The sequence below is a fragment of the Bartonella sp. B17 genome, from assembly GCF_053795755.1.
The window spans coordinates 903,997-930,558 of record NZ_CP200032.1 but is presented as its reverse complement, the minus strand read 5'-3'; the positions used below and the strand labels follow the sequence as shown (position 1 = coordinate 930,558).

General features: G+C 33.5%; 14 protein-coding genes and 4 tRNA genes. 8 read left to right on the top strand and 10 right to left on the bottom strand.

Annotated features, from left to right (window positions below):
• Positions 1 to 137: 137 nt before the first annotated feature.
• From V4B18_RS04020 to V4B18_RS04010, 3 genes are all read right to left on the bottom strand, one after another.
• Positions 138 to 1,472 (bottom strand): TolC family outer membrane protein, encoded by a 1,335-nt coding sequence (locus V4B18_RS04020; protein ID WP_455475200.1) that lies wholly within the window; start codon positions 1,470 to 1,472, stop codon positions 138 to 140.
• A 15-nt stretch (positions 1,473 to 1,487) separates the two neighbouring features.
• Entirely contained in the window at positions 1,488 to 2,162 is a 675-nt protein-coding gene (locus V4B18_RS04015; RefSeq protein WP_455475199.1) for a protein-L-isoaspartate O-methyltransferase family protein, read from the bottom strand.
• Between the two features lie 267 nt (positions 2,163 to 2,429).
• A tRNA-Cys gene (locus V4B18_RS04010) sits at positions 2,430 to 2,503 on the bottom strand.
• Positions 2,504 to 2,686: 183 nt separating this feature from the next.
• Here V4B18_RS04010 and V4B18_RS04005 point away from each other — a divergent pair.
• Positions 2,687 to 2,761: transfer RNA gene (locus V4B18_RS04005), tRNA-Asn, on the top strand.
• Positions 2,762 to 3,419: 658 nt separating this feature from the next.
• Here V4B18_RS04005 and V4B18_RS04000 read toward each other — a convergent pair.
• The 3 genes from V4B18_RS04000 to ilvA all read right to left on the bottom strand — a co-directional run bounded on the left by V4B18_RS04000 (position 3,420) and on the right by ilvA (position 6,930).
• Positions 3,420 to 4,832 (bottom strand): DEAD/DEAH box helicase, encoded by a 1,413-nt coding sequence (locus V4B18_RS04000; RefSeq protein ID WP_455476524.1) that lies wholly within the window; start codon positions 4,830 to 4,832, stop codon positions 3,420 to 3,422.
• 265 nt (positions 4,833 to 5,097) lie between these two features.
• Positions 5,098 to 5,628, bottom strand: a complete 531-nt coding sequence (locus V4B18_RS03995) for a hypothetical protein (RefSeq protein WP_455475198.1) — start codon at positions 5,626 to 5,628, stop codon at positions 5,098 to 5,100.
• Positions 5,629 to 5,664: 36 nt separating this feature from the next.
• Positions 5,665 to 6,930 (bottom strand): threonine ammonia-lyase IlvA, encoded by a 1,266-nt coding sequence (ilvA, locus tag V4B18_RS03990; protein WP_455475197.1) that lies wholly within the window; start codon positions 6,928 to 6,930, stop codon positions 5,665 to 5,667.
• Between the two features lie 143 nt (positions 6,931 to 7,073).
• Between ilvA and V4B18_RS03985 the strand changes: the two genes are divergently transcribed.
• Positions 7,074 to 7,159: transfer RNA gene (locus V4B18_RS03985), tRNA-Leu, on the top strand.
• 324 nt (positions 7,160 to 7,483) lie between these two features.
• Here the strand turns inward: V4B18_RS03985 and V4B18_RS03980 are convergent.
• The 3 genes from V4B18_RS03980 to V4B18_RS03970 form a co-directional block, all read right to left on the bottom strand.
• Positions 7,484 to 8,326, bottom strand: a complete 843-nt coding sequence (locus V4B18_RS03980; protein ID WP_455475196.1) for an outer membrane protein — start codon at positions 8,324 to 8,326, stop codon at positions 7,484 to 7,486.
• 756 nt (positions 8,327 to 9,082) lie between these two features.
• Positions 9,083 to 9,355, bottom strand: coding sequence for a hypothetical protein (locus tag V4B18_RS03975; protein ID WP_455475195.1), 273 nt, complete (start codon positions 9,353 to 9,355; stop codon positions 9,083 to 9,085).
• Positions 9,352 to 11,670 carry a mechanosensitive ion channel domain-containing protein gene (locus V4B18_RS03970; protein ID WP_455475194.1) on the bottom strand — a complete coding sequence of 773 codons (2,319 nt, stop codon included), beginning with the start codon at positions 11,668 to 11,670 and terminating at the stop codon, positions 9,352 to 9,354. The genes V4B18_RS03975 and V4B18_RS03970 overlap by 4 nt, the downstream gene beginning before the upstream one ends.
• Positions 11,671 to 12,278: 608 nt before the next feature.
• Between V4B18_RS03970 and secD the strand changes: the two genes are divergently transcribed.
• The 3 genes from secD to V4B18_RS03955 all read left to right on the top strand — a co-directional run bounded on the left by secD (position 12,279) and on the right by V4B18_RS03955 (position 17,628).
• Positions 12,279 to 14,792 (top strand): protein translocase subunit SecD, encoded by a 2,514-nt coding sequence (gene secD / locus V4B18_RS03965; protein WP_455475193.1) that lies wholly within the window; start codon positions 12,279 to 12,281, stop codon positions 14,790 to 14,792.
• Between the two features lie 100 nt (positions 14,793 to 14,892).
• On the top strand, positions 14,893 to 16,638 hold the full coding sequence (gene ybaL / locus V4B18_RS03960; protein ID WP_455475192.1) for a YbaL family putative K(+) efflux transporter: 1,746 nt from the start codon (positions 14,893 to 14,895) through the stop codon (positions 16,636 to 16,638).
• A gap of 36 nt (positions 16,639 to 16,674) precedes the next feature.
• Positions 16,675 to 17,628, top strand: a complete 954-nt coding sequence (locus tag V4B18_RS03955) for a lysylphosphatidylglycerol synthase transmembrane domain-containing protein (RefSeq protein WP_455475191.1) — start codon at positions 16,675 to 16,677, stop codon at positions 17,626 to 17,628.
• A 607-nt stretch (positions 17,629 to 18,235) separates the two neighbouring features.
• Here V4B18_RS03955 and V4B18_RS03950 read toward each other — a convergent pair.
• Positions 18,236 to 19,819, bottom strand: a complete 1,584-nt coding sequence (locus V4B18_RS03950) for a TerC family protein (RefSeq protein WP_455475190.1) — start codon at positions 19,817 to 19,819, stop codon at positions 18,236 to 18,238.
• Positions 19,820 to 20,315: 496 nt separating this feature from the next.
• Here V4B18_RS03950 and V4B18_RS03945 point away from each other — a divergent pair.
• The 3 genes from V4B18_RS03945 to V4B18_RS03935 all read left to right on the top strand — a co-directional run bounded on the left by V4B18_RS03945 (position 20,316) and on the right by V4B18_RS03935 (position 26,504).
• Positions 20,316 to 20,391, top strand: a tRNA-Lys gene (locus tag V4B18_RS03945).
• A gap of 703 nt (positions 20,392 to 21,094) precedes the next feature.
• Positions 21,095 to 22,465, top strand: a complete 1,371-nt coding sequence (locus V4B18_RS03940; RefSeq protein WP_455475189.1) for an AAA family ATPase — start codon at positions 21,095 to 21,097, stop codon at positions 22,463 to 22,465.
• Between the two features lie 2,644 nt (positions 22,466 to 25,109).
• A complete protein-coding gene (locus V4B18_RS03935) occupies positions 25,110 to 26,504 on the top strand; it encodes an amino acid permease (protein WP_455475188.1) in 1,395 nt (464 codons plus the stop codon).
• Positions 26,505 to 26,562 lie beyond the last annotated feature (58 nt).

Below are 26,562 nucleotides of genomic sequence, written 5' to 3'. Positions count from 1 at the left end.
GAAGATGATGCTACACACAATTTTCTTCATGTTTTTTAATAATATCTAACCGCTACATTTCCCAATATGTTTGACCATTAATATATTGATCTTTTAAAAGTAAAAAGTTTTTACAAAAAAAAGGCTGTTTTATGTTCTTATCGAATATATTGAATGGTTTTTAAACCTAAATAATTTGCAGTTAGTTTACCAATGGAAGATTGAACACCATAACTCGCAACAACAGCATTGCGTTCTGCCATTGCAAGCGCAATTTGAGCGTTAATCAACTGAGTTCTAGAATTTAAAACATCTAGTGTGGTTGCTTGTCCTACACGATTTTCTTGAATACGGCCTTTAAGAGCAATTTCAGCAGCACAAACACTATCACGATAAGCAACTACAGATGCGCGTGCACCCTCTAACTGGAACCAAGTAGAAGTAAGCGCTTGCCTTATATTACTATGAGCCAAATCAAGCTGCAGATGGGCTTGTTCAAGTTGTTCCCTTGACTGGCGAATTTGTGCAGACGTACGTCCACCTTCAAAAATTGGGATACTCAATGATAGCCCCATTGATTTAGAAACCCCATCTTCTCCAGGACCACTGTAAATACGATTATAGGATGTTGTTGCGAATAAATCAATTTTAGGAAGCAAGGCTCCTTCTTTAGCTTTTACATTATAAGAACTAGCATCAACTAAATATTTTGCATAAAGAATTGCTGGATGCATAACAACGCTAATTTTGTAAGCAGTATCAAGATTTATAGGTAATCCTTTTGCCACTGGTGGATGTTGCAATTTTCTAGGATCAGAGCCAACTATTTGTCGATAAACAGCTTCTGCTGACTTTACATCAGCACGTGCCAAACTGAGCTCTGAAACTGCTACAGAACGCGCAGCTTCTGCCTGAGAAAGGTCAACACGCCCTCCCTCTCCTACATCAAGTTTTGCCCTATTTGAACGAACTTGTTCTTCAAGAGCAGCCAAATTCTCTCTACGAAGATCAGCAATACGACGCGCTTTATAAACATCAGCATAGGCCGTTACAGTTTCCAAAAATATATTTTGTTCTGCATTACGAAGATATTCACGTTGCGCTTGAAACTTAACCTGAGCTGAAGAAAATATATTTTGCGTAATGAAACCATCAAATAATCTTTGACTTAATTTTATCCCTATAGATCCAGACGTATTATAAGAACCCATCAAAGGCTTACTACGCCCATAATTTCCAACTCCTTCAATTTGTGGTAATAACCCTGAACGCGCAATGATTACATCATCACCTGCTATGCGTACAGCTGCACGTTCATTATTTAACTTAGCATTATATGTATAAGCTTTAGACAAAGCATCCATCAATGTCTCAGCATAAACCGACCCTGAGATAAGGACACTTGGTACAAACAACAAACAGACTTTTAACTTCTTGTTTATTTTGAACACGACAGAACCCCCTAAACAATCATTATAACTATCTTTACCCATAAAACAAAATAAGCACTAAAATACGAAACTAGGTGTTTTTGCAAAACTATGAAGACATTTTACAGCAAGATTAAAAGCACGACGCACCGAGACAATCCCATTTTCTTTGACATAGACACGTGCAACACCAGCATTACCTTGTCCTTCAACAACAACAAGACGTCCACTGTCATTCATTTGGTCAAAAATACCATCAGGAATAAAATCAACAGCACCCTCGATAAAAATTACATCATAAGGCTCTTCAACGGCATATCCCTTTTCTAATGAACCATGAACCACACTAACATTATCGCATTGATTACGCTCTAAAATCTTGATTGCTTGATCTGAAAGAGCTTTATTATTTTCCAACGCAATCACAGACTTTGCAAATTTTGAAAGCAATGCTGCACAATACCCACTATTTGCACCAATATCTAAAACAGTATCAGAGGATTTTATAGCTGCAAGCTGTAGTAATTTTGCTAAAGATGCAGGTTTCATCAAATAACGTGCAGGTAACCCATTTTGCGCTGGATAAACAATAACATCGGTATCGAGATAACTCAAAGCCTTAATATTTTCTGGTACAAAATCTTCACGCGGAACCGTTAAAAACGCTTCAAGGACTGATAAATTCGTCACATCTACTGTGCGAATTTGATTATCTACCATTTTGCGGCGAAGCTCTGCAAAATCTGCAACCATAGCCAACCTTTTCTCTCAACATATAACAAAACCTACACAAAAGCAACGATAATTAAATCCAAATCCTTTGTGAGTTTTGCAAAAAAGCACGCCACAATCAACAAAAAGTACGCCATAATCAACAATTAGATTATAATTAGACTCTAATTGTGTGCATTATTTTTTGTGTGCATTATTTTTATATAAATATAAAAGCGTTTCTATTAAGGAGGCAAAACAATTCATCTAAACCTATCTACCCCCTAATGCCATCTTGATAAAATTAACTGGAGGCCTCGCCCGGAATCGAACCGGGATACAAGGATTTGCAGTCCTCTGCGTAACCATTCTGCCACGAGGCCTCATCAAATAAATACAGCACTTTCCATAAGGGAAGGTAACACATCCGTCAAGATATAGAAATCTCTTTTGATCTTTTTTCCTCTTCTTACACAATAGTTTGACATTTTTTTAAAAAAAGTAATTTTTCCCTTTGCAAATCAATATTGCTTTGCTATAGCTTGCATAGTTTAATAGTGAATTGTTCCTCGGTAGCTCAGTGGTAGAGCAACCGGCTGTTAACCGGTTGGTCGCTGGTTCGAATCCGGCCCGGGGAGCCACTTATAGGGTTTTTATTCATTTACTCGTTATTGTCAAAATCATAATAAAGTGAGCTGCTTTTTCTCATACTATATATTTAGGTGAAATTACGGTTACTCTAAATTACAAATCGTGATTTTTTTGAAAAACTTGCCAAATAAGCTAATAATCCCGAAGTTTTCCTATAAATTTTGTCTATACAGCCAAAAGCAAATCATTTATGCTTAAAAAGTAATTAAGCTAAAAGATTTGCTTTCAAAACAATCATTCAAAAATATAAAAAAATACAACCGAAACTGAGTCATAAGAATTATCTCAATAACACCAATATAACAAAAATTGCCACAGCCTAAAAAACTATGAGATAAGTTTTTACGCACAAATCTTATACCTCTTTAAGCACTCTTTTCAAAACACAAATACATATCCTGCTGTGTTCTACTATGATAATAAATGTCGCAAGAATATCAAAATCAACTACTTCATTGCTAAGATTTAAAAATGGATGCAAGCCACTCACAAATTGTATTTAAAAATCTTACCAACCACATTTTTTTCCATCATAAACCAACATGTAATGGATACTACTTTGGAAAAAAATATTTTTACTTCTGTTTTTCTTCTTTAAACTAAAAAAGGAAAATAACCCTTTTCCATAAACTAGTCTAAATATTTTATTCAAGCCGCCTTCTTTACGGATTTGCGAAAACGAAAAGACTTTGCACACTTTGCTGATGCCTTTGCTTTTTCATGTCTTTCTTTTGAAGATGAAGAATTTTTATTCTTTAATTGTGCAGCATCATCTTTGCGTTTTGAAAATCGTTTTTGACTTTTAGATTTTTGAAGATGAAGCTCTTTACGCTGTTCTAGCTTTCCATTTTTTGACATAAATGGCTTTTCTGAAAATGTCGAAAACTGTGCTGGAACAGCCTCACGCACTAATTTTATACAAATTAATCGCTCTATAGCACGCAACCGTGCTTCCTCTATGGACTTATCAAAAAGTGTGATGGCATCACCAGATGCGCCGTTACGTCCTGTACGACCAATGCGATGCACATAATTTTCAGCTTCATCTGGTAAATCATAGTTAATAACATGGCTTATCTCTGGTATATCAATACCACGCGCTGCTATATCCGTTGCAACAAGAATTCGCACTGATCGCTCTCGAAAAGCTTTTAATGCGCGCTGCCTAGCACTTTGTGATTTATCACCATGAATCGTTGCAACAGAATACCCCATTTTTTCTAAATTACGTGTAACGACATCTGCAATACGTTTTGTTCGAGTAAAAACAAGAACCGAAGCAAACGCTGAATTTGTCAAAAATTTACCTAAAACATTCTTTTTTTCACTCGTAGGAACACAATATACCTTTTGAGTTATTTCCGCAGTAGTAGTTCCTTGAGGAGCAGTTTCTATTTTTATGAAATTATCAAGTAGATTGCTTGCGAGCGCTATAATTTCTTTCGGCATTGTTGCAGAAAAAAGCGCTGTTTGACGCTCTTTATGCAAAAGTTTTGCAATTTGTCTCACATCGTTAATAAAACCCATATCTAACATACGATCTGCCTCATCTAGAATAAGAAAACGAGATTGAGATAGATCAACACATTTTTCACGAACAAGATCCATTAAACGACCTGGCGTTGCTATTAAAACATCTACGCCTGCCTGCATACGTTTAATTTGTTTTAAACGCGAGACCCCACCAAAAATGAGACATGTCGATAGATGCGTTCCTTTCGCAGCAATACGAATTGTTTCATCAATTTGAACAGCAAGCTCACGCGTAGGAGCCAAAATCAAAGCACGAGCAGCTTTAGGAAAACGCTTATCTCCAAAAGTCAAAATTTTATTCAAAATAGGTAAGCTAAATGCTAAAGTCTTTCCAGAACCTGTCTGTGCAATACCTAAAATATCATGCCCTTTCAGCATCACGGGAATAGCTTGTTCTTGAATAGGTTTAGGCTTATTTATACCAGCAATGAGCAAATTCTTAACCAGAAGTTCTGACAAACCTAATTTTGTAAAAATATTTTCTCTATTTACACTCAAAATAAAATCTTTCCTTTGCCCAACAACTATAAATGAGTAATCAGCTGAGCTTGATAACTCAAGAATCTGCGCAATAAAGATCTTGATATTCAAAAATTTGTGAAGCAACGCTTTAAATAGCGATTTGCGCACTCCATTATAAGTATCTTAGAATAAAAAAGAAAGGTGCATAAATTTCATTTTACAAAAAAAGATTGTTTACCTCAGATATCTTACATTTATCTGTTATTAGAGTTACAGTAAAAAAGTGAACTTTGCAAATTATTCCATAAATAAAAAACAATATGTTAATAGTTTATTTTTTTATTATCATCTTCTGAGGTAAATGTACCTTATCAAAATCAGGATAGATCTCAAGAAAAACTGGATTTTGTACGGTTTTTTGTCCTCCATAAATTAAATACCACTGCGTTTTATCAAAAATCGCCAAGGTTTTATATTGAATAATGCAATCTGACGTCTCAAGTTTTGTCGGAATAAAAGCATAAAAAGTACCGTTATCAGTTTGCAGATAATCTATGTTTTCTTTATCCAAATGATAAGCATTAGCGGGTAAATTCTCAAATTGAACACGCAGCTGTTTAAGAAAATTATGTCGTAAATCATCCTCTGTCGTATCTAATCGGCGAGCCATTTCTTTATAAAGCCGACGAGGTATGTAAGCGGAAATAGTCTCAAAATTTTTATTTTTTACAGCATTATTAACATTAATAATTAAACTTGAAAGTTCAGTCTTTTGTGTTATTGTAAGCTCAGATGCTGAGCTTTGCTTACCAACATTAAAAAACAAAAACAAACTCAGCATAAAATAAAAAATAGATTTCATTTTCATATCTCTTGTTTTAGTAAAAACATCATCTTTTCAAATGACAAAATCAAATAGCGTTTGGTCGTCAGTAATATCACGGTAGCGCCAACCTAACACTTGAAATTTTTTCTCTAAAAGAAAAAAATTATCATATTTTTTTGTTTCAATTGCAATCAACACAGAACCGAACCTTCTAGATGATTTTTTGAGATATTCAAAGCGTACGATATCATCATCCGGAGATAATTGAGCAAGAAAATGACGCAATGCACCAGGATGTTGTGGAAAGCTAAAAATAAAATATTTTCTCAATCCCTGAAAACGCAAAGAACGTTCTTTAATTTCTGGTAAACGCTCAAAATCAAAATTACCACCTGAAACAACGAGAAGAATTTTTTTACCTTTCAATTCTTGGGACGGAATACTGTTAAGAGCATCAATTGATAAAGCGCCAGCTGGTTCAAGTACAATACCTTCAACATTGAGCATCTCAATCATTGTAGAACAAACACGATTTTCAGGAACCATAATAACAGAATCTGACGGGAACTTCTTCAAAATTTCGTAATTTAGCGTGCCAATTTCAGCCACAGCAGCACCATCTACTAGTGTATCGAGATTTTCTAATTTGACACGTTTTCCACTCTTTAAACAAGCAAATAAACTTGCAGCTCCCTGTGGTTCAACAAAATAAAGTTTTGTTTTCCAATCATATTCGTATAAAAATTTACTAATACCACTGGCCAAACCTCCTCCGCCTACAGGCACAATTATTAAATCTGGCTCGCTCTCCCCATTAAGTCTTTTCCATTGCGAAACAGCCTCGCACAAAACCGTCGCCTGCCCTGTAATAACACGATTATCATCAAAAGGTGGTGCCATTACACCACCACTTTCAGCAGCAAAAGATCGCGCAGCCGCATAGCATTGATCAAAAGTATCACCAATTAAACGTATATCAATAAACTCTTCACCAAAAATGCGTGTCTTATCAATTTTCTGTTGTGGAGTTGTTATAGGCATAAAAATCACGCCCCTACGTTTAAAATAGCGGCAAACAAAAGAAACCCCTTGTGCATGATTTCCCGCTGACGCGCAAACAAAAGCAGCATCTTGAGGTATCTGACCAAGCATTCCTGAAACAAAATTAAAAGCACCGCGAATTTTATAAGATCGCACTGGTGTTAAATCTTCACGTTTTAAATAAATTTCCGCATCATATTTTTGACTAAGAAAATCATTTTTTTGAAGTGGTGTTTCAGCAAACACAGTATGTAAAGCCGTTGCAGCCTTAGTGACATCTTGGAGAAAGTTAGTCATAATACCAATCATCTTATGTTTTTAAAATATGCAGATTCTTATTAATTGCAAAAACACTGCTTGTCAGTTAAAAATTTATTAAAGGATGATTTATATTAATTCTTGATTCAATAAAAAATATAGCTTATGAGAGAACCTCTATCGCGGACGTGATGAAAACGGTAAACATAGCAGACTTAAAATCTGCCGGTCGAAGACCTTGCGGGTTCAAGTCCCGCCGTCCGCACCATAATATACGATTTCTTCTTATTTCAATAAAAGTAACAGTGAAACCATTCTTTGTAGCGCTATTATAAAGCTTTTTAGGTAGAGTCGTGATTATGTAAACTAAAAATCACAACTTCATTTTTCTAAACTAGTATTTTGAATACATCGATAACTTTCAAAATTGTCATTCTACAAAATAAAAATTTTAATAATTGCTCTTCGTACCTTATTACAATCATTTTTAAAGCAATAACTCCCTCCTCTCTACCATAAAAACAATGCTCACAATGCAAAAATAAAGGCTCCATCTTTGATGGAGCCTTTTAATAATATTAATCCGTAAAAATTAAAATTTATAAGCTATACCAACACGAAAATCATTCGTTTTATAATCGATATCAACCATGTTACTGAATTTCTTTTTTCCAAAATCTGAGTAACGGTATTCCGCACGCAAAAGAATATTATGTGTCACCGCAAAATCAACACCAGCACCAAGAGTAAAACCAACCATTGTCCTTGTATCATCGAATGTAGCACTAATGGAATCTGCATCTTCAGAAGTTTGTATAGCTCTAGAAACTTCGGAATTTTTCTTTAAACCTGATCCCGATAAAACATCTTGAAATTGCCCATAAGCAATACCCCCAGCGATGTAAGGCATAATACAATCAGCAGCATAACCAATACGCACACGTGTAGCACCAACCCATTTTTGTTTTAAAGTATGACTCAAAGAGACTTTATCAACATCATCAAAAGCGACTCCATCACTGTCCTCTGTAAGGAGCACAGTTTTTGTATCTTTTCGTTCAGAAAAAAGTATATCTGTATCAACACCAAGGATAAAGTTCCGACTAAATTCAACATTAGCACCTGCATAGATACCACCTATAAAACCAGAAAGTTTAGGCACATATTTTCCTTCAAGTGGAGTCCACTCTAGATGCTCATTCTCTGGATCAGACGGGGAAGTAGCATCAAAATCAGAACTCTTCGCAGAAATTTTGCTCGAAAAACCGCCAATTTGTCCCCCAAAATAAAAACCCGTCCAAGAGAAAGTAGGAGATGCAATAACTGACGAAACAACCTGTTTTGGCTGACGAGGAACTATCACATCTGCTGCCTGTGCAGTGGATACTGAAACGAAAGCAAAAACGGATGCTGCTATTAAATATTTTTTACTCATAAAATTATACCTCTACAATACTATTATTAAATTATAAATATTACAAAAATGCGACAAAACCTCATATTGCAAAATCACGCATGCACTTCTTTAAACGCAAAAAATACATTAAAGTTTAATATTATCAAACAGTTTTTACAACTTCTAAGATTCTAATAATCAGCAACACTTTAAAATTTGAATTTCTATTCCCCCAAATTTATCATGCTTTCTTATAAAATTGTCAAATTATGACACATTTCATACAAATTATTATTCAAATATAAAATGTAAAATGTAAAATGTAAAATTAATACATCATTGCAATCTATTTACATAAAGCTCTCTCTAAAATACAATAGATCATTGTTTAGCACATTTTTCATATAACATCTAAAAGTATTTTATCATACATTATGAGAATAAATTAATACAAATATAATATTAAATTTTTCAACAAAAATCTTTTTATTCATTCAACTTTACTATAAACACATAATGTTATTAATAATATTGCTGACAAAATTTAAAAATTAATATCGCAGATTAAAATAAATATTCTTCAGTTTTAAATACTGTTAAATTATTTAATTTAATAATACAATTTTTTATTTAAATTTAAACTTTAATTTTATAAAAAATCTTATTTTATTATTAAATTTCAAATTTTTATACTAATATCATAATATACTTATAAATCAATCTTCAATCATGTTTCATTAACAAGTGTAAAATTGATAGTATAACTCTTTATGGACAATAAAATCTTTAACCATTTTACTTAAAAAATGCTCTACCCTCATTAATTTCTATATTATCATCTCCCTTTATCACAAAGCGGTCTTTATTGGGAAAAGTAATAAAACAACCCTTCATACAAACTGTCATGATTTGATTACTAATTAAAGAAATATTTGAAAGTGTACTTCCTTCAACAATGATAAGAGATTGTACCTTTGGATCAGTGTTTTTCACAGTTGCTGCATAAGCAGCTATAGTGAGAATATCTAACAGCGTAAACGCAATAACAATATAAAAATATTTTATCATTCCAGAATTCCTTCTTCAACAAAGCGCGTATACAACACAAAGTGAAGAGCATTAACTATCGCAGAACTAGAGGTAATATTGTGCACGTAGATAGTCAAAGTAAATGATAATTTTTTACTATCAAATGCATTAAAATTTACTTGTGGTGCAGGTTTTTTTAACACCCCCTCTGTCTCAGAAGCAATCTCTAACAACATGTTAACAATGTGCTCTGGAGTAACTTTAGATGAAACAATAACAGGAATATCAATCTGCCCCATTTCATTATGTTTTGTCCAATTAATTACATTATTATTGATCAAGCTTGAATTAGGAATTATTACTGTCTTATGTTGGAGTGTTTCAAGTTCAGTTGCACGTACACTTATACGTCTAACAATACCACCTACTGATCCAGATTCTACATAATCACCTAATTTAAATGGTCTCCCAATCAGAATGATAAGCCCAGATACAAAATTCTGAACAATATTTTGCAAACCAAAGCCTATACCTAATGAAAGCCCGCCAGCAATTAGAGCAAAATTTCTAAGATCTAATCCCGCCGTTGACAATCCTATTAAAGCAGACACGACAAAACCGGCATAACTGATGACCATCTTGATAGAATTACGTACACCAGAATCGAATTCTCCACCTACCAAAACAATATTATCCAACCAATAGATAAATCGGTGAAGAACAAACAAACAAACAAAGAAAATCGCGCTTCCTGTTGCAATAGAAATCAAAGAAATAGACATATTTCCAATTGTAAAACCAGTCATCAACTGCCACAACATTTCTTTCAAATCAAAATATGAAAATCCAAGCTGTATGAGAACTGGTATTGCACAAAACACAACAACAATCACATTGAGAAAAACATTAACAATAATCCCCAATTGATCCACCGTTTTTCTTTCTAAATGCAACCATTGCATCAAAGCACGACCAGCGATTGTTTTAACAAATTGTCCTTTAGATCCAATAGCTTGAGAGCTTTTTATTCCTAAATACATTAAAATAACAAATGCTCCGCTGATCACAATCTGCTGCATAATAAAACGCGCTAAACCAATATAGCCCCAAAGATCTACTACAACGAGTAATACCCCCAACAAAACAAGAGGAATGCGTATATAGAATGGCCAAAACAATGGCTCTTGTTCTTTAATTTGAAAACGTCCACGTTTAAACTGTAAAGGCACAAGTGAGATTAAAAACAGCAGTATTGCGATAAAAAAAACTGAAAAGAAGCTTTTAAAAATTGTCAAAGAAAGAGAAGCTGAAACTATCTGGTAAATACTATCGAGCACAGCATCAAATGCTAAAATTATGCCTAAAAAAGTAAGCAAAATAACCAATTGATTTGCTACAGGCAATGTAATATTAAAAAGACGCTGATTCTCCATTTTTGGGGCTAAAAGAGCTGCTGCTAAGCGATTGACAAAAAAAACAAAAATAACTTGATATCCAACTGTATAAAATACCGTTGTAAGCTTCCCTAGATCCAAGCTAAAATTATGAAACAAAAAAAACACGAGATAAACGCAAACAATACATGTAAACGAAGGTAGAAGAGTTGAAATAAAAGCAATCAGTAAGCGTTTTAAATAAGGCGTTTCTTCGTGATTTTTGACAATACGGCAGTATACATATGCAAGGGCTTTACGAAAAAAATAAGAAAAACTAAAAGCAACAAAAAGCGGAATCAAAAAAGAAAGAAAGAACTGTAACGTCTTAAAATAAAATACAAATTCCCACCAAGAGTTGAACAGCAACATAAAATCAGATGCAGCCTCTTTAGTTTTTTCAACAAAATGCTGAACTGTTGATACCGAAAATTCAAACCTATGCGTGAGTGTACTTTTTAAAAGTTCTCGAGATTGAGAAATAGCAAGTTCGGCTATTCTATTTGTAGCCAAAAATACTTCTTCGAACCGAAGCACTGCATCATTAATCTTAGCTTTTTGTTTTATTAAATTATTACGTTCCTCACTATAACTCTTCAATTTTTTTTGATCATCACCAAGCTCAGCTAACTGTCCCAAAAGCACATTAATATCGTTAAGAGGAGCGCGTAAAACAAATGCCGCATCCATAGCACGTTTATTTATATCCCGTGCTCGCACTCGCAGTTCTGCTAAGGTACGTTCATCTTCTGACCCGCCTTCAAAATCTTTTTTTAAAGTCTCAGTATCTTCTTCAATAGCTTTAATAATTGACTGTTGTTGTTTAAGAATCTCATCAATCGAATGCGTACTCACTGATTGTCTAGTACCCGCATTTTGCGATACCAAATGCCCCCATGCACAAGAACAAAATACAACCATAGTTCCAAAAATAAAAAAAAGAATATGTGATTTTTTTTTAAAAAATGAATAAGAATACATATCTGCCTTAAATGTAAATGCGAGGAACTCTCTTTAAAAAAATACGCTATGTAGCAAATATTTTCAACTTTTATAGAATAATCTTCTAAACACTTCCGCCATATTATAATATTGATAAAAAATAATAATAGTAAACTGAAAGTTGAGACAAAAAGAACGCTTTAGCTATATTTTTATACCTAATATTGCAAAAAGAAAATTTTTTCCTTTTAAAATCTAGATTTTTTGTCCGGCTTTGGCATATTGTTAGCTACTATCTGAGAACGTAGGGTTTATTTGATAGGACAACCACATACTACTCATTTAATTACAACTAGCTATATTTAAATTAGAAATTAAACGCAATCAATTGAATGTTGCAATGTTTGTGAACAAAATTTTGTAACATTTTATATAAAGTATCTTTTTGCTTGCCAGTGATTTCCAAACACAGTATTTTTTAAATAAACACGCCTATCCTACTATTACTTGAACTCTAAAACCATCATTCTATACACTCCTGCCTTTAACCTTAATAATCATTAGATTGCATATTAGCGGAATATATCATGCGTACACCTGGTTGGCTGATCACTCTTTATTGTTTTATCCTTTTAAGCAGCGTATACGTTGCCTTACCTAATTTATTTTCGCAAGAACAGGTTAAAAACTCAAACTTTTTACCCGACACCCGTGTAACACTCGGACTTGATCTTCAAGGGGGCTCTTCTCTTTTACTAGAGATCGATACTAAAGCATCAAAACGCGACCAATTACACACAGTTTTGGGCAATGTACGTAATACACTACGTGAAAAACAAATCCGCACATCAAGTGTCCGTATCATAGAAGATAGCGTAGTTGCTATTATTTCTGATCCGACACAAAGTGAAAAAGCTATCTCAGCTTTAAAGACATTGATAACTCCTGTGTATAGTAGTTTTGGTGCAACAAACAATAACATCGTCATTAGTGCACAAAATGAAACTATCCGTATAACACTCACTGAAGAAAGCATCAAAGATCGTGTTAACAATGCTCTTGAGCAAAGTTTAGAAATCATCCGTCGTCGAATAGATCAAATTGGTGTCGCTGAACCAGCCATTCAAAAGGTAGGAACTAATCGTATTATGGTTCAATTACCTGGTTTGCAAGATCCAAAGCAGCTGCGTGATCTTTTGGGAACCACTGCTAAGATGACCTTTCATCTTGTGCCCTCCAATATAGATATCAATAACCCACCTATAGGTGTTTCAATTCTTCCTGGATATACCGACGAAACACAACTCTATGCAATTTATGATCAAGTTGCTTTAGACGGAAATGTCCTAAAAGATGCTCGTGCAGGTTTCGATCCGCAAATGCCAGGACGCTCTATTATTTCATTCACCATGGATGCCGCTGGTTCAAAGATATTTGCGGACATAACACGAAAAAATATCAACCGTCCCTTTGCAATCGTTCTTGATAACAAAGTTTTGACTGCTCCTGTTATTAATGGTGTTATTCCTAATGGACAAGGTCAAATTACAGGAAATTTTGATCCCAAAGAAGCATCGACTCTGGCTGCTCTCCTGCGAGCTGGCGCCTTACCTGCACCGCTAACTGTAATTGAAGAAAGAACCGTAGGCCCAAACCTTGGTGCTGACGCCATTCAAATGGGACTTTATACAGGTATGATAGGCTTTATTCTCGTTACGATTTTTATTTTCCTCCTATACGGAGTTTGGGGGATTATCGCAAATGTAGCGCTGGCACTACATACAATTTTAACATTTGCTGCATTAAGTCTTCTCGGTGCTACACTTACACTCCCAGGGATTGCTGGCATTATTTTAGGTATAGGTATCTCAGTTGACGCCAATATTTTGATTAATGAACGTATCCGTGAAGAAAGTCGAAAAGGTGTCAGCGCTTTTGCTGCTTTGGATCGTGGATTTAAGCACGCTTTTTCGACCATTGTTGATGCAAATGTCACTGCAATTATTGCAACTGTTCTACTTTTTTGGTTTGGCACTGGTCCTGTACGTGGTTTTGCCGTGACAATGTTGCTTGGTATTATCATATCCATGTTCACTAATATCACCATTGTGCGCATTATTATGATTTGGGTTGTTCGTAAATGGAAAATTAAAATTTTACGTTTTCATTCTGTTTTCAATGTTATTTCAAAAAATACAACTTTCCGCTTTATGAAAGCGCGCTTCATCGGTATCAGTGTATCAATTATTTTATCGCTTGCTTCAGCTGTTCTGTTTTTTAAACCTGGCTTAAATTTTGGAATTGATTTTATTGGCGGCAGTCAAATGATTATTACCACAAAAACACCAGCAAACTTAGCAGCATTGCGTTCAAAGTTTTCCTTACTTACCATCGGTGAAGTTACGCTGCAAAATATTGATAATGAAAATACAATTCTAATTCGCATTCAAAAACAAAATGGCAGCGAAGCACAACAAACCAACGCCATCGAGAAAATAAAAACAGCCGTACAAAATATTTATCCAGATGCTACATTTGATCAAATAGAAGTCGTTGGTCCTAAAATCTCAGGTGAACTCGCTACAGCTGCCTTTATTGCTGTCATTTTAGCTGCAATTGCCATGTCGCTTTACATATGGTTGCGCTTTGAATGGTTTTTTGCAGTTGGAGCAATTGTTACACTTATCCTAGACACCACAAAAATGGTTGGTTTTTTTGTTTTATTTCAGCTGGATTTCAATTTAACTGCTATCGCTGCCCTTTTAACAATTGTTGGCTATTCTATAAATGATAAAGTTGTTGTCTATGATCGAATGCGCGAAAATATGCGCCTTTATAAAAAAATGCCACTGCGTGAACTAATAGATCTCTCAATTAATCAAGTTCTTATACGCTGCCTTTTTACATCAACTACTACAGTTCTAGCTATGTTACCTATGGCTATATGGGGTGGAAGTGCTGTCCATAATTTTGCATTTCCTATGGTTTTTGGGATTATTATTGCAACGTCGTCCTCTATCTTTATTGCAGCCCCTATTTTATTGCTGCTCGGAAATTGGTGGAATGAACGAAATAATCGCATAAACGTTAAACTAAAATGAAAATGCTACGTTAATTTATATGACATGCTATTTTTTGCTTGTCATATAAAACACTATAATCATTTCAATTAATTCGTTTTTTTGAAAGGAGTCGTAAATAATGCTCCATGATACGCCACTTATTGCAACTATTGTTGCAGGTTTATGTTTAGCATTTTTTTTGGGAATGATTGCTAATCGGCTGCGCATCTCACCACTTGTGGGATACTTATTAGCTGGTGTTATTGTGGGGCCCAATACAGGTGGAATTAGTGTAGATTACGTTATTATTAACCAACTCGCTGAAATCGGTATAATTTTGCTGATGTTTGGCGTTGGGTTGCACTTTTCATTAAAAGACCTTTTATCTGTTAAAGCTATCGTTATCCCTGCAGCCATTGCACAAATGGCTTTTTCTACTTTTTTAGGTTTTCTTCTTGGCCTTACCATGGATTGGGGAATTAGCGGCAGCTTAGTCTTTGGTTTAGCTTTATCAACAGCAAGTACTGTTATTTTACTACGTGCTTTGCAAGAACGCCATCTTATGGAAACAGAAAAAGGACGTATTGCTGTTGGTTGGTTAATTATTGAAGACTTAGCTATGGTTCTTATACTTGTTCTTATACCACCATTAGCAAATATCTTTGGTGATACCAAAAAAGAATCCATTGATCCTCTTGTTCAATGGTTAAATTTGGATATTAGCGGAGTTTTTGTACTTACCATCTTAAAAGTTATTATATTTATCGCTCTCATGCTTATCATTGGGCGACGCGTTATTCCATGGTTACTAAAAATAAGTGCACAATCGGGATCACGTGAATTATTCCGTCTCAGTGTCTTTGCTATTGCACTAGGAGTCGCTTTTGGAGCAGCGCATTTATTTGGCGTTTCTCTTTCTCTTGGTGCTTTTTTTGCAGGTATGATTATGAGCGAATCAGAATTAAGTCATCGTGCAGCGGAAGAATCCCTACCTCTGCGAGACGCATTTTCTGTTCTCTTTTTTGTTTCTGTAGGAATGTTATTTGATCCAGGAAAAATATTAACAAATTTTTTTCCTCTCTTAGCAACACTATTAATTATAGTATTAGGAAAATCTGCTGTTACTTTTTTTATCGTTAAAGCTTTTCGCTATTCTGATAAGACAGCTTTAACCATTTCTGCCAGCCTTGCACAAATCGGAGAATTTTCTTTTATCCTTGCAGAATTAAGTTCAAGCTTTGGACTCTTAAGCAATGAGGCTCATGAATTAATCCTCGGAGGTGCGATTCTGTCTATTTTGCTTAATCCTCTTGTCTTTATTACTTGTGACAAACTTAAAAAATATCTAGAAAAACTGCCTTCCAATTTAGAGAATACACAAACAATCATTGATATTGATTCAAAGGTTTCTGACCAAGAATTTTTGACAATTACATCAAAAACTAACCATATTATAATTATTGGTTACGGTCGTATTGGTAAATATGTTGCATTATCTTTAATGAACAAAGGAGAACCTGTAGTAGTAATAGAAGAATCAAAACGCCTTTCTGATAAAGCAATTACAGATGGGATTGAGGCGATTTGTGGCAATATCGTTGAACAAGAAATAATGGATGCAGCAAATGTAAGTAATGCACAAAAAATAGTTATTACCATGCGGAATACCATTGAAATAGGACAATGCATAAAAAATATACGTAATGTTAAAAAGGATATTTTAATAATCACTCATGCACTATCTGATTCAGATACAGCATATCTCATTGATTTGGGAGCAGATGTTGTAGTAACAGATGATGAAGAAATCGCAAATGGTATTATTGGTCATATAATTGAGCAACAATCCTTACTTAATAAAAATAGCCATGAACTCAATTTGTGAAAAAACATAATTAAAAACAAAAGCGGATAAAAAAGCATGAAAATAAAGCATTTTATATGGCCATTTATCGGTATCTTAGCAATGCTGATATCTATCCGCATTCTTTATACAAAACTATCTGCTATTTCTTTTAGTGATGTACTAGAGCGCTTAAGCAATTTAAGTGCACAGCATTGGCTTTTAGCCATTTTATGCTCTCTCATAGCTTATGCTGCTCTTGCCGGATATGATCGAATTGCTTTACAACACCTAGGTCATAAAATTTCTTGGGTTTTTATTGCTATATGTTCATTTACCACTTACGCACTTTCACACAATATTGGTGCTTCAGTTTTTTCTGGTGCTATTGTGCGCTATCGCGCCTATAAAATGAAAGGATTAAATGGAACAGAAGTTGCGATATTGGTAGGCTTTTGCTCTTTTACTTTTGTAATAGGCACAATCTTACTTTTTGGTATCGTTTTGATTCTTAACCCCCAAATTATCACTCTCATTTATGGGAATCTTCCCAAATGGCTCGGAACAATGATTGGTGCAATTTTACTCAGCAGCGTAGCGCTCTATAGTTTTGGCAGCTGGCTCCAATTAAAACCTTTACGCATTGGGAAAAAAATTCAACTTTCTTATCCACGGCTAAAAATAGTCATTCAACAACTTCTCATTAGCCCTCTAGAACTTTTAGGAGCAGCAGGAATTATATACGCTGTACTCCCTTACAGCGCCGATATTTCTTTTATTTCTGTTCTTGGTGTTTTTCTTGCATCTTTTACTGTAACCCTTCTCTCTAATGCTCCAGCAGGAGGCGTTGGTGTTCTTGAAGCCCTATTCATAACGGGTATGCCCAATATAGATCCAACCGATGTAATCGCAGCCCTCATTGTATTTAGAATGCTTTATTTGATCATACCATTCATCATCTCATTATTCGTTGTAGCAATTTTTGAATTCCAGCAATATTGGAAACGAACACAAGAAATATCACTCAAATAAAGAAGGTTCACTATTCTTTTTCGCACGCATCTAAATAACAATAGCTGTGTAAAATTTTACCAAACAAGAAAATCAATGCAATTGCGATAAGTGCTTTGTTGCATTTTTTGATTTAGTATTAGTCTCTTCATTACAATGCCTCTATTTTGATACAAATTTTATTAAAATACAGTGATACTTTAATTTTTCTTGAAAAATTTTTTCATCGATCTATTCAATAAAATTGTATAAAAGACGGAGAAAACTTTTGTAAATTTGTCGACTTCTCTATAAAAACGCAAACAATAATTTTACAAAATTTATATGTTCCCTTCCCCAATGCACAAAGAACATAAATGCGATCATCATTTTTTTATGAATAGCTGTTTTATAAACGATTACATATCATTTTTTTCTTAACCCCCCCTCATAGATCATTAAGAATGATCTATTTTACTTATTGTAATGCAATCTTAGGCATATACAGCACTCTGCATACTTAAGAGCTTGTAAATAATGTAACGTAATTAAATGAACAACCCTTATAAACCTTCCATATACTACATAGCTGTTATGTACTATAATAGTTGTAGCGCTATAATAGCATAATAACGCATTTTCTCACTTTTTACTTATCTAAATGATCCGCATCTTCTTGAAAAGCAAGTCGAGAAATAAGGACTTTAGATATATTTCGACGATCCATCTCAATAACTTTAAAGCATAAACCATCAGTATCAAAACTTTCACCCTCATTCGGCAAATAACCAAAGCGCCAAAGCATAAATCCCGCTAAAGTAGTATAACGGTCTGCTTCATCAACAAGATTACGCTCAAGATAACCACTTAAACGGCGAATGTCTGCATATCCTTCAACAAGAAAGCTTCCATCTTCAAGCTGTTCTGCTATCACAGGTTCTTCATCATCATCAGGAAAATCACCTGCAATAGCTTCGAGAATATCCGTAGGTGTTGCAATTCCTTCAAAAGATCCATGCTCATCAACAACAATTGCAAGCTGAATCGAAGAACGCCGCAATTGCTCCATCAATCGTAAAACACTGGTATTTTCATGAACCACGAGCGGTTCACGCATAGCTTTTTTCCAATTAATCTTTTTTCCTTCAGCTAAATTCAAAAGAAGATCTTTTGTCAAAGCAACGCCAACAAATTCATCCACTTTTTCACGGGCAAGAATTAAACGGCTATGTTTAAATTGTTGTAATTCTTTACGCATTTCATTTTCATCACCATTTAAGTCTAACCACTCAATTTCATTACGCGGCGACATAATAGAACGCACAGGACGGTCAGCTAAATCAAGAACACCACGAATCATTTCTTTTTCTTCTGGCATAAAAATTTTCGAAGCAGCCGCTTGTTCAGCAATAACATCTACAGTATCACTAAGACTGCCATCCTTTTTTCCACCGCCTAAAAGCCTTAAAACAGCGTCAGCTGTTCGACTTCGTAGATCATTTGTTGTAATCATCTTTTCACGATTACGACGTCCAATTTGATTAAAAGCTTCAATAAGAATAGAAAAACCAATAGCCGCATACAAATACCCTTTTGGAATATGAAAACCAAACCCCTCAACAATCAGAGAAAATCCAATCATCATTAGAAAACCGAGACAAAGAATCACAATAGTGGGATGACGATGAATAAAACGCATAAGTGTGCCTGAGCCATATATCATCATACCCATAGCAACAATAACAGCCATGTACATAACTGCTGCCTGCTCTTTGGCAATCATACCTGTTGCGGTAATAATACTATCAAGAGAAAACACTGCATCAAGCACAACGATTTGAACAATAACCTGCCAAAAAACGGCATAAGCAAGGTTCGTCTCTTTTTTATGCGTTGTACCTTCTAACCTTTCATGTAACTCTAGCGTTCCTTTCGCTAGCAAAAAAGCTCCACCGCCAATCAAAATAAGACTATGCCAACTAAACATAAAAGATGAAGCAGAAAAAATTATTGTATCGAGATTCATCACCCATCCAATAATCGTAAGAAGGAAAAGCCGCATAGCTAATGCTAAAGTTAAACCTATTAAGCGTGCGCGATCACGCAAATGTAGCGGCAATTTTTCTGCTAAAATTGCAATAAAAACAAGATTATCTATTCCCAAAACAATTTCGAGAAAAATCAATGTGACCAAACCAAACCACGCATGAGGATCAACGATCCATTCCATCATAGTTCACCCTTTAAAAAGGCCTTAAAAAACTTAAATGAGCACGGCTGGCAAAACAAATTCATAGGCTCTCATTTACACAATTGATTAATAAGGTTAAACGTAAAGAAGCTGAGTTCAAGAGAAAAAAGCTGCAAAAGATCACATAAATACATAAATGATTATTTATAAAGTTTATAAAAAAGTACAGTAAACTTACAAAATAAAAAAACGACCCTCCCTCCTTGCAACCACAAGAAGGTCTCTCTGAATTTTTCTCGGGCATTACGCTCGATAATCCTCCAACTCCAGTTTCGCATCATAATCGAAACATTTATTTATAAGGATTCATATAATGGTTTCATTTTCGTATAAGATCAAGAGGCAAAGTAGCACATTTTTAACTGTAGAGCCAATATAACTATAGACTTTAGTTTTATGTAAAAAATAACAAAACCATCTAGACATCTTCCTTTAGGAACGTTATAGAACCGCTTATCCTTATCTTTTAAATAGCTGTGGGTGATTAGCTCAGACGGTAGAGCAGCTGACTCTTAATCAGCGGGTCGTGGGTTCGATTCCCTCATCACCCACCAAGAAAATCAATAATTTAGCAATTTTTCAATAAAAAATTCGTCAGTTACAGAACTGTAACCAGTCAGTGGTGTATTTTATACTTTTACACTAAATCTTATACCAATCGATTTTTCAAAGAGCTTTGAAAACCCTTTAAAAGATGCTCTTTCTGCTAAAAATCGTAATTGTGATAATTAGAATCGCCAAAGGAATGAGACACATCCCTCTCATGATATACCTCATTTTCAGCATAGCCACACTAATCAACTATATAAGCATAAAATAAATCAAAACCTTTAAAATACGTAGAAAACTGTTTGGCAATCAATCCATTTGTAAATTTAAGGTATTTCTTAAATCTGATTTGGCTTTAATTACACTATTCTAATGTTTAAAATAAAAAAATCAATTGCCTATATTTTTTTATTTCCCTCAATTATGAAAAGCTCTTTTGCTATATTTAGTATAAAAAAAGCTATTTTGACTATATTTATTCCGTGATTATTCATGAAATCGTAAAACAAAATAGCTCTCACTATTCTTAATATATTTTATAATTTCAATCTATTTTATTTCATTAAATATCCCTATTAAATTATTCATACATTTCGATGCAAAAAATTAAAAATGTATAAAAAAACTGAAAACAGCTTGCTTCTTACATAACAACGCTTATAAAAATCAAAACAGATTTAATAATATATACATTGGGGATTTTATAATATGCAATTCACTGCATTTGAGCTTGAAAATTTTAGAGGAATTTCAGATCCTATAAAAATAGATATGACAGATGGGAATCCTTTTTTTCCTTTTGTTCTTATTGGGGATAATGAAGCAGGAAAAACAACAATACTCGAAGGTATTCGTTTAATTTATCGTCTTTGTTCTGGAGAGATATTAAACGAAGATTCTATCACTTCTATGCGTCCTAAAGTGCCTTATTTTAATGATGATACTACCCTGACAGCATATCTTTCTTATAGTGCAGATGAAGAAAAAACACAGAGAAGAAAACAAAATATTTCCCAAGGAAATAACGAAACGCTTAAAGTATCGTTTGCATACCATTTTAATAATAGTAAATGTTATGGTTATTCTATACTAGTCAACGGCAGAAAGGTACAACAAGAAAATGAAATTCTGGAATGGATAAAAGAATCTATACCTGAAATTATTTACCACGGTGACTTTATTTGTGAAGTTCCTGATAAAATTAGATTTTTGAAGAGTGCTTTTTCTGACAATGCTAGCTTAATTATCCAAGAAGATGAATTCTTGCAATCAGAAAAAAATCGTCAATGGCAGGCAATTATCAATGATATCTTCATAGGATGCTATTATAAAAATAGCAATAACGCGTCTCATGAAAATTCGAATTGTAACATTGACTTCCAGAAAAGCATTGTTGATTATACTGATGAGGATGCTGTTCGTCAAAATTTAAGCGCTATCAATTCTTACTTAAATTCGATAATTGGAGAAAATTGGTCAGACGTTGTTGAAAATAAAAAGCAATCTGATTTTTATTCTTTAGAGAGAGTCAATAATTGCAGTAACTGGGCTATGGATTTCCAGTTGCACATTCTATCAAATAATAGATATTTTTCTTTGCATGAAAAAAGCAAGGGATTTCGTTGGTTCTTTTGTTTTAAGCTTCTTACTGAAATCCGTGCAAAATCTAACAGAAATAAAAATGGAATTGTTTTTCTCCTAGATGAACCAGCAAGCCATTTACATATTGATTCACAAAAAAAGGTTCTGAATTCTTTAAATAATTTATTAAAATCAGAAAAGAATAAAGTGATTTATTCAACTCATTCTCCTTATCTTATTAACGAAGAAGCATACGAAAATTTATTTTCTGTGCGCAATGAAATAAATAGCAACACACTCCCTAGAATTATTTGTGAAAAGTTATCGAATTTAACAACATTAACAGAAGAAAACAAAAAATCTGTTGATCCTCTTATTCAAGCAAAATGGATAGATTGTCTTAAACACAAAGAAAAAGTTTTAACTTTTCTAAAAGAAACTAGTGACGGGTTAGAACATGTAACTAAAATCATCTCCTTCTTTAAATTATTTTTGTAATAAGGACTATCTCTATAAAATTGGCAATTCCTTTATATTCATAAAATACTATCATACATTTCTGATTGTTCTCAATCATAGAAGTTCTTTTGTTGCCTCCAAGGTAAAAGCATAATTTTTAGAAAAGTATACTTCTTAAGAGTTTTAGCTAAAATTGATGAAAACTATATAATCTTTACTTTTCATCAATCTGTACTTATTTATGCGATCTTTAATCCAATTAGAAAAAACATTTTAACTCTAAAAACACATACAGATCACACACGCGTAGGATCATTTGAATAATTTCCTAATCAATAATTTGTTTTATCAACCTACATCTTTTTCCTATGCAGAATAATCTCCATCAGATTGATAAGATGTCTTCATCCTCAAAATCTAAAGTAATAAAAGCTACCTGAGGAGTTTTCAATATTATTAAAAAAACAGCAGACAAACACAAAAAAGACCAATATTTAAAAATGAATTGATATAACTAAGAAAAAGCATAAAAATTTAATGCTCGTTATTTATCCAATTAATTGGATATTATAGAATCTATATTTCTTCTTTTAACCAAAAAATATTTGAAAATAAGCATTCCTGACTGCATCAAAAATGTAATAAATATATCTGAACAATGAAAACTGTCGACAGCATATTTTACTAAAGATTTCTTATCATTAATAAATCACTAAACACATAACATAATTACAGGGAAAAACTATTTAGTTATGATGTAAAAAACAATTATAGAGTATATTATTCAGTCAACAGAAAAGATCGCTAATAATCTCAATAATACTGATCTACCTTTTTTCGATGTCAATAATATGCTGACAAAGGTAAAAACGTTGATGTTAACTAGTAAAATGCTTTGCCAATATTAACCATTGCAACTTCTATAAAGCCCTATTCATTTGAGGCTTTTTATAAAATGATTACTAAATGTAGCTATCTCTTCTACTGACGCGCTATATCTCATTATGTTCATGGAATCTGCTGATAATCGTATCATTTAAGTAATCTTTTTAAGAATGCAGAAAATTTATCCCTTACTCTAAAGAACGGTACAATTATTTATGTAAAGAGAGCTCACAAGCTCCATGAAGCCAATGAATCAGTTGTAAAGAGATGAGAATTTTTATATTAACGAAAATACCTTGCTAACAGTAACATCAGCAAAATTTTCCTGCTCTTTATAAGATTATCAACTTCAACAGAAAACACTTCGGTCAATTGATAGCTTGACCAAATTTCATAAACAATGAAAATGATATAGTCAATTTTCTTCACTCATATCTATACATGCATAATAAGAGTAAAATACACATTATTTTGTTTTAACAACAATCACATAAGACTTACTTTCTTTTAATAGCATCAAAACTTTTAATAGCATCAAAAACGGAAATAAAACCGCATCTAATCGATATTGGCCAGATATAAAAGTATCAAAGTACAGGGATTATCAGATGTACAACGAAAACATTAATTGATCATGATGCATCATATTATCTTATCAAGCTCTTCGCGTAATAAAATTTCTACTGTAAATAAGAAAAGCAATAAAGCCACTCATCATTATAGTTTTGTATATGAAAGAATGCTAAGAACAGCAGAGTATTTAAATGGAATTTTTCATGATCAAAATATTTACAATTAGATCTTATCAAATATGTAACAATTTATCTATAATATATTATAATTAAAGTATATTTCATAAATCTTTGCTGTAACAAAATTAGGATATCTTATTAAAAAATTAGGTTATAGAAATTTAAACTTTAGAAAAAATTGATAATAATCGATCTTATATCTAAAAGATTATAATGCCATCCCTTTATTTCATGCTTGAAATAATGCTTTAAAGCAGCAACACCTCCAATCATCCACATACAAATCGTCGAATATTCTGTTTACAGAATTAAATCTCAATTGCCTTCACCACATTAGATAAGGCCTGCTACTTATCTTCGTATTAAGCTTAAATAACATTTATGAAGCAACTTATAGGAGTTATCAGCACTCTCACAACATTAATAACTCATAAATCAAACATCCAAATAACTTGACTGGCTACACGTTGGGTATCTCTTTCAGGAATTCGCACTTAAATCGTACAATGAATGATAACAACCTTTCCTTTCCAAAATTGTATTTTGCCTACAATTATACATTAACCTTGAAACAATAGTAAATAAACATCTTCAAAGCAGCGTAACTTTTTTAACTCTATTTTTTCAAGGTATTTATATTTGTGTTTTTTGGATCTTAAGGTTTACTTAATTTTCACATCTTATTGTTTTAAAAACTTTTTTAGATCAGAGGGGCAAATCTATCTTTGCTATAGGTTTTGTATTCGTTTTTTCAAAACACACTCACACCCCCTCCTCTCAACACCAATGCTTGTGCTCTAAAAAAATAAAGCCATGCAGATAACTTAAATGGGAAGACAAAAACCTCTTTTGTAACAACTTAAAACGATACTATACGATAATCTTATCATTGCAGTTTAAAGCTTCTAAAGCATTCTTTTACAATCATAAAAATCAATTAAAATGTTTTTATCCTTTACGACTCACTCTTATCATGCTTCCATATAGGAAATTACCTCTTTTAGTATAATTTTATTCTCAAAATCATTACAGGGAACTTCCCCAAAATGGATTATAAACAAAATTTAGACAAAACTCAGCGCAAAAAATTACATCGCGGACTAGATGCTCGCCATGTGCAACTTATCGCGATCGGTGGTGCTATTGGGACAGGTCTTTTCATGGGATCAGGAAAAACAATTAGTATTGCTGGTCCTTCAATTATATTGGTCTACGCTATTATTGGCATTGCTCTCTATTTTACGATGCGCGCTATGGGTGAGTTACTGCTTTCTAATATGCAATATCGATCCTTTATTGACTTTTCCGCTGATCTACTAGGATCAAGAATTGGTTTTTTTACTGGCTGGACTTATTGGCTATGTTGGATTGTAACCGGAACCGCAGATATTATTGCTATCATTAGTTATGCACAGTTTTGGTGGCCTTCAATTAATCCGTGGATTGTTGTTTTAGCTTGTGTCATCTTCTTTTTAGTATTTAATCTTCTAGCTGTACAACTTTTTGGTGAACTTGAATTTTGGTTTGGTCTCATCAAAATCATAGCAATTTTAGCATTAATTATTGTTGGGTTTTATATGATTTTTACCGGTTTTACCTCCCCAAATGGTACAGTTGCCTCTCTCGGACACGTTTGGAATGGTGGAAACCTCTTCCCTCGAGGCATTGCAGGATTTTTTGCTGGATTTCAAATTGCCATTTTTGCGTTTGTTGGTATCGAACTTTCTGGATCAGCTGCCGCTGAAGTCAAAGAACCTAAAAAAGTTCTGCCTAAGGCGATCAATGCAATACCTGTTCGTATTGTATTTTTTTATATATTTTCTCTTATCGTTATTATGTCAGTTACACCTTGGAATCAAGTCATTCCAGATCAAAGCCCATTTGTTGCAATGTTTTGGCTTGCTGGCATTCCCATAGCTGCGAGTTTGGTAAATTTTGTTGTTCTTACCTCAGCTGCATCCTCCGCAAATAGTGGTATTTTTTCTACCAGTCGTATGGTATATGGACTTGCAACAAAACAAGGAGCTCCTTATTTTTTTGCAAAACTTTCCAAAAATCATGTTCCAGCCAATGCATTATTCTTTTCTTGCGCGTGCCTTTTCTTGGGATATACGATCTCATCGTTATCTCAAAGTATTATAGGTGCTTTTACGATCGTAACAACCATGGCATCAATATTGTTTATATTTGTATGGTCTGTGATTTTGGTAAGTTATATTGTTTATCGCCGCAATCATCCTACACGACATGCTGAATCTATCTATAAAATGCCTGGAGGTGTCCCCATATGTTGGATTCTTTTAGTCTTCTTCACTTTCATTATCTCTTTGTTGACGTTAGAATCTGACACTCTAGTAGCTTTAAAATACACTCCATTATGGTTTGTTTTTTTAGGAATCATGTATTTTATATTTGGAAAAAAGAATTTTTTTGAAAACTAAAAAATTAAAATTTATACGAAAAAACATATAAAAAGGGCAATAAGATTGCCCTTTTTAT

What these genes read in the sequence shown, in the direction of transcription:
- V4B18_RS04020 (WP_455475200.1), bottom strand. Translation starts at nt 1,472, where the DNA reads ATGGGTAAAGATAGTTATAATGATTGTTTAGGGGGTTCTGTCGTGTTC.
- V4B18_RS04015 (WP_455475199.1), bottom strand. Translation starts at nt 2,162, where the DNA reads ATGGTTGCAGATTTTGCAGAGCTTCGCCGCAAAATGGTAGATAATCAA.
- V4B18_RS03995 (WP_455475198.1), bottom strand. Translation starts at nt 5,628, where the DNA reads ATGAAATCTATTTTTTATTTTATGCTGAGTTTGTTTTTGTTTTTTAAT.
- ilvA (WP_455475197.1), bottom strand. Translation starts at nt 6,930, where the DNA reads ATGACTAACTTTCTCCAAGATGTCACTAAGGCTGCAACGGCTTTACAT.
- V4B18_RS03980 (WP_455475196.1), bottom strand. Translation starts at nt 8,326, where the DNA reads ATGAGTAAAAAATATTTAATAGCAGCATCCGTTTTTGCTTTCGTTTCA.
- V4B18_RS03975 (WP_455475195.1), bottom strand. Translation starts at nt 9,355, where the DNA reads ATGATAAAATATTTTTATATTGTTATTGCGTTTACGCTGTTAGATATT.
- V4B18_RS03970 (WP_455475194.1), bottom strand. Translation starts at nt 11,670, where the DNA reads ATGGTTGTATTTTGTTCTTGTGCATGGGGGCATTTGGTATCGCAAAAT.
- secD (WP_455475193.1), top strand. Translation starts at nt 12,279, where the DNA reads ATGCGTACACCTGGTTGGCTGATCACTCTTTATTGTTTTATCCTTTTA.
- ybaL (WP_455475192.1), top strand. Translation starts at nt 14,893, where the DNA reads ATGCTCCATGATACGCCACTTATTGCAACTATTGTTGCAGGTTTATGT.
- V4B18_RS03955 (WP_455475191.1), top strand. Translation starts at nt 16,675, where the DNA reads ATGAAAATAAAGCATTTTATATGGCCATTTATCGGTATCTTAGCAATG.
- V4B18_RS03950 (WP_455475190.1), bottom strand. Translation starts at nt 19,819, where the DNA reads ATGATGGAATGGATCGTTGATCCTCATGCGTGGTTTGGTTTGGTCACA.
- V4B18_RS03940 (WP_455475189.1), top strand. Translation starts at nt 21,095, where the DNA reads ATGCAATTCACTGCATTTGAGCTTGAAAATTTTAGAGGAATTTCAGAT.
- V4B18_RS03935 (WP_455475188.1), top strand. Translation starts at nt 25,110, where the DNA reads ATGGATTATAAACAAAATTTAGACAAAACTCAGCGCAAAAAATTACAT.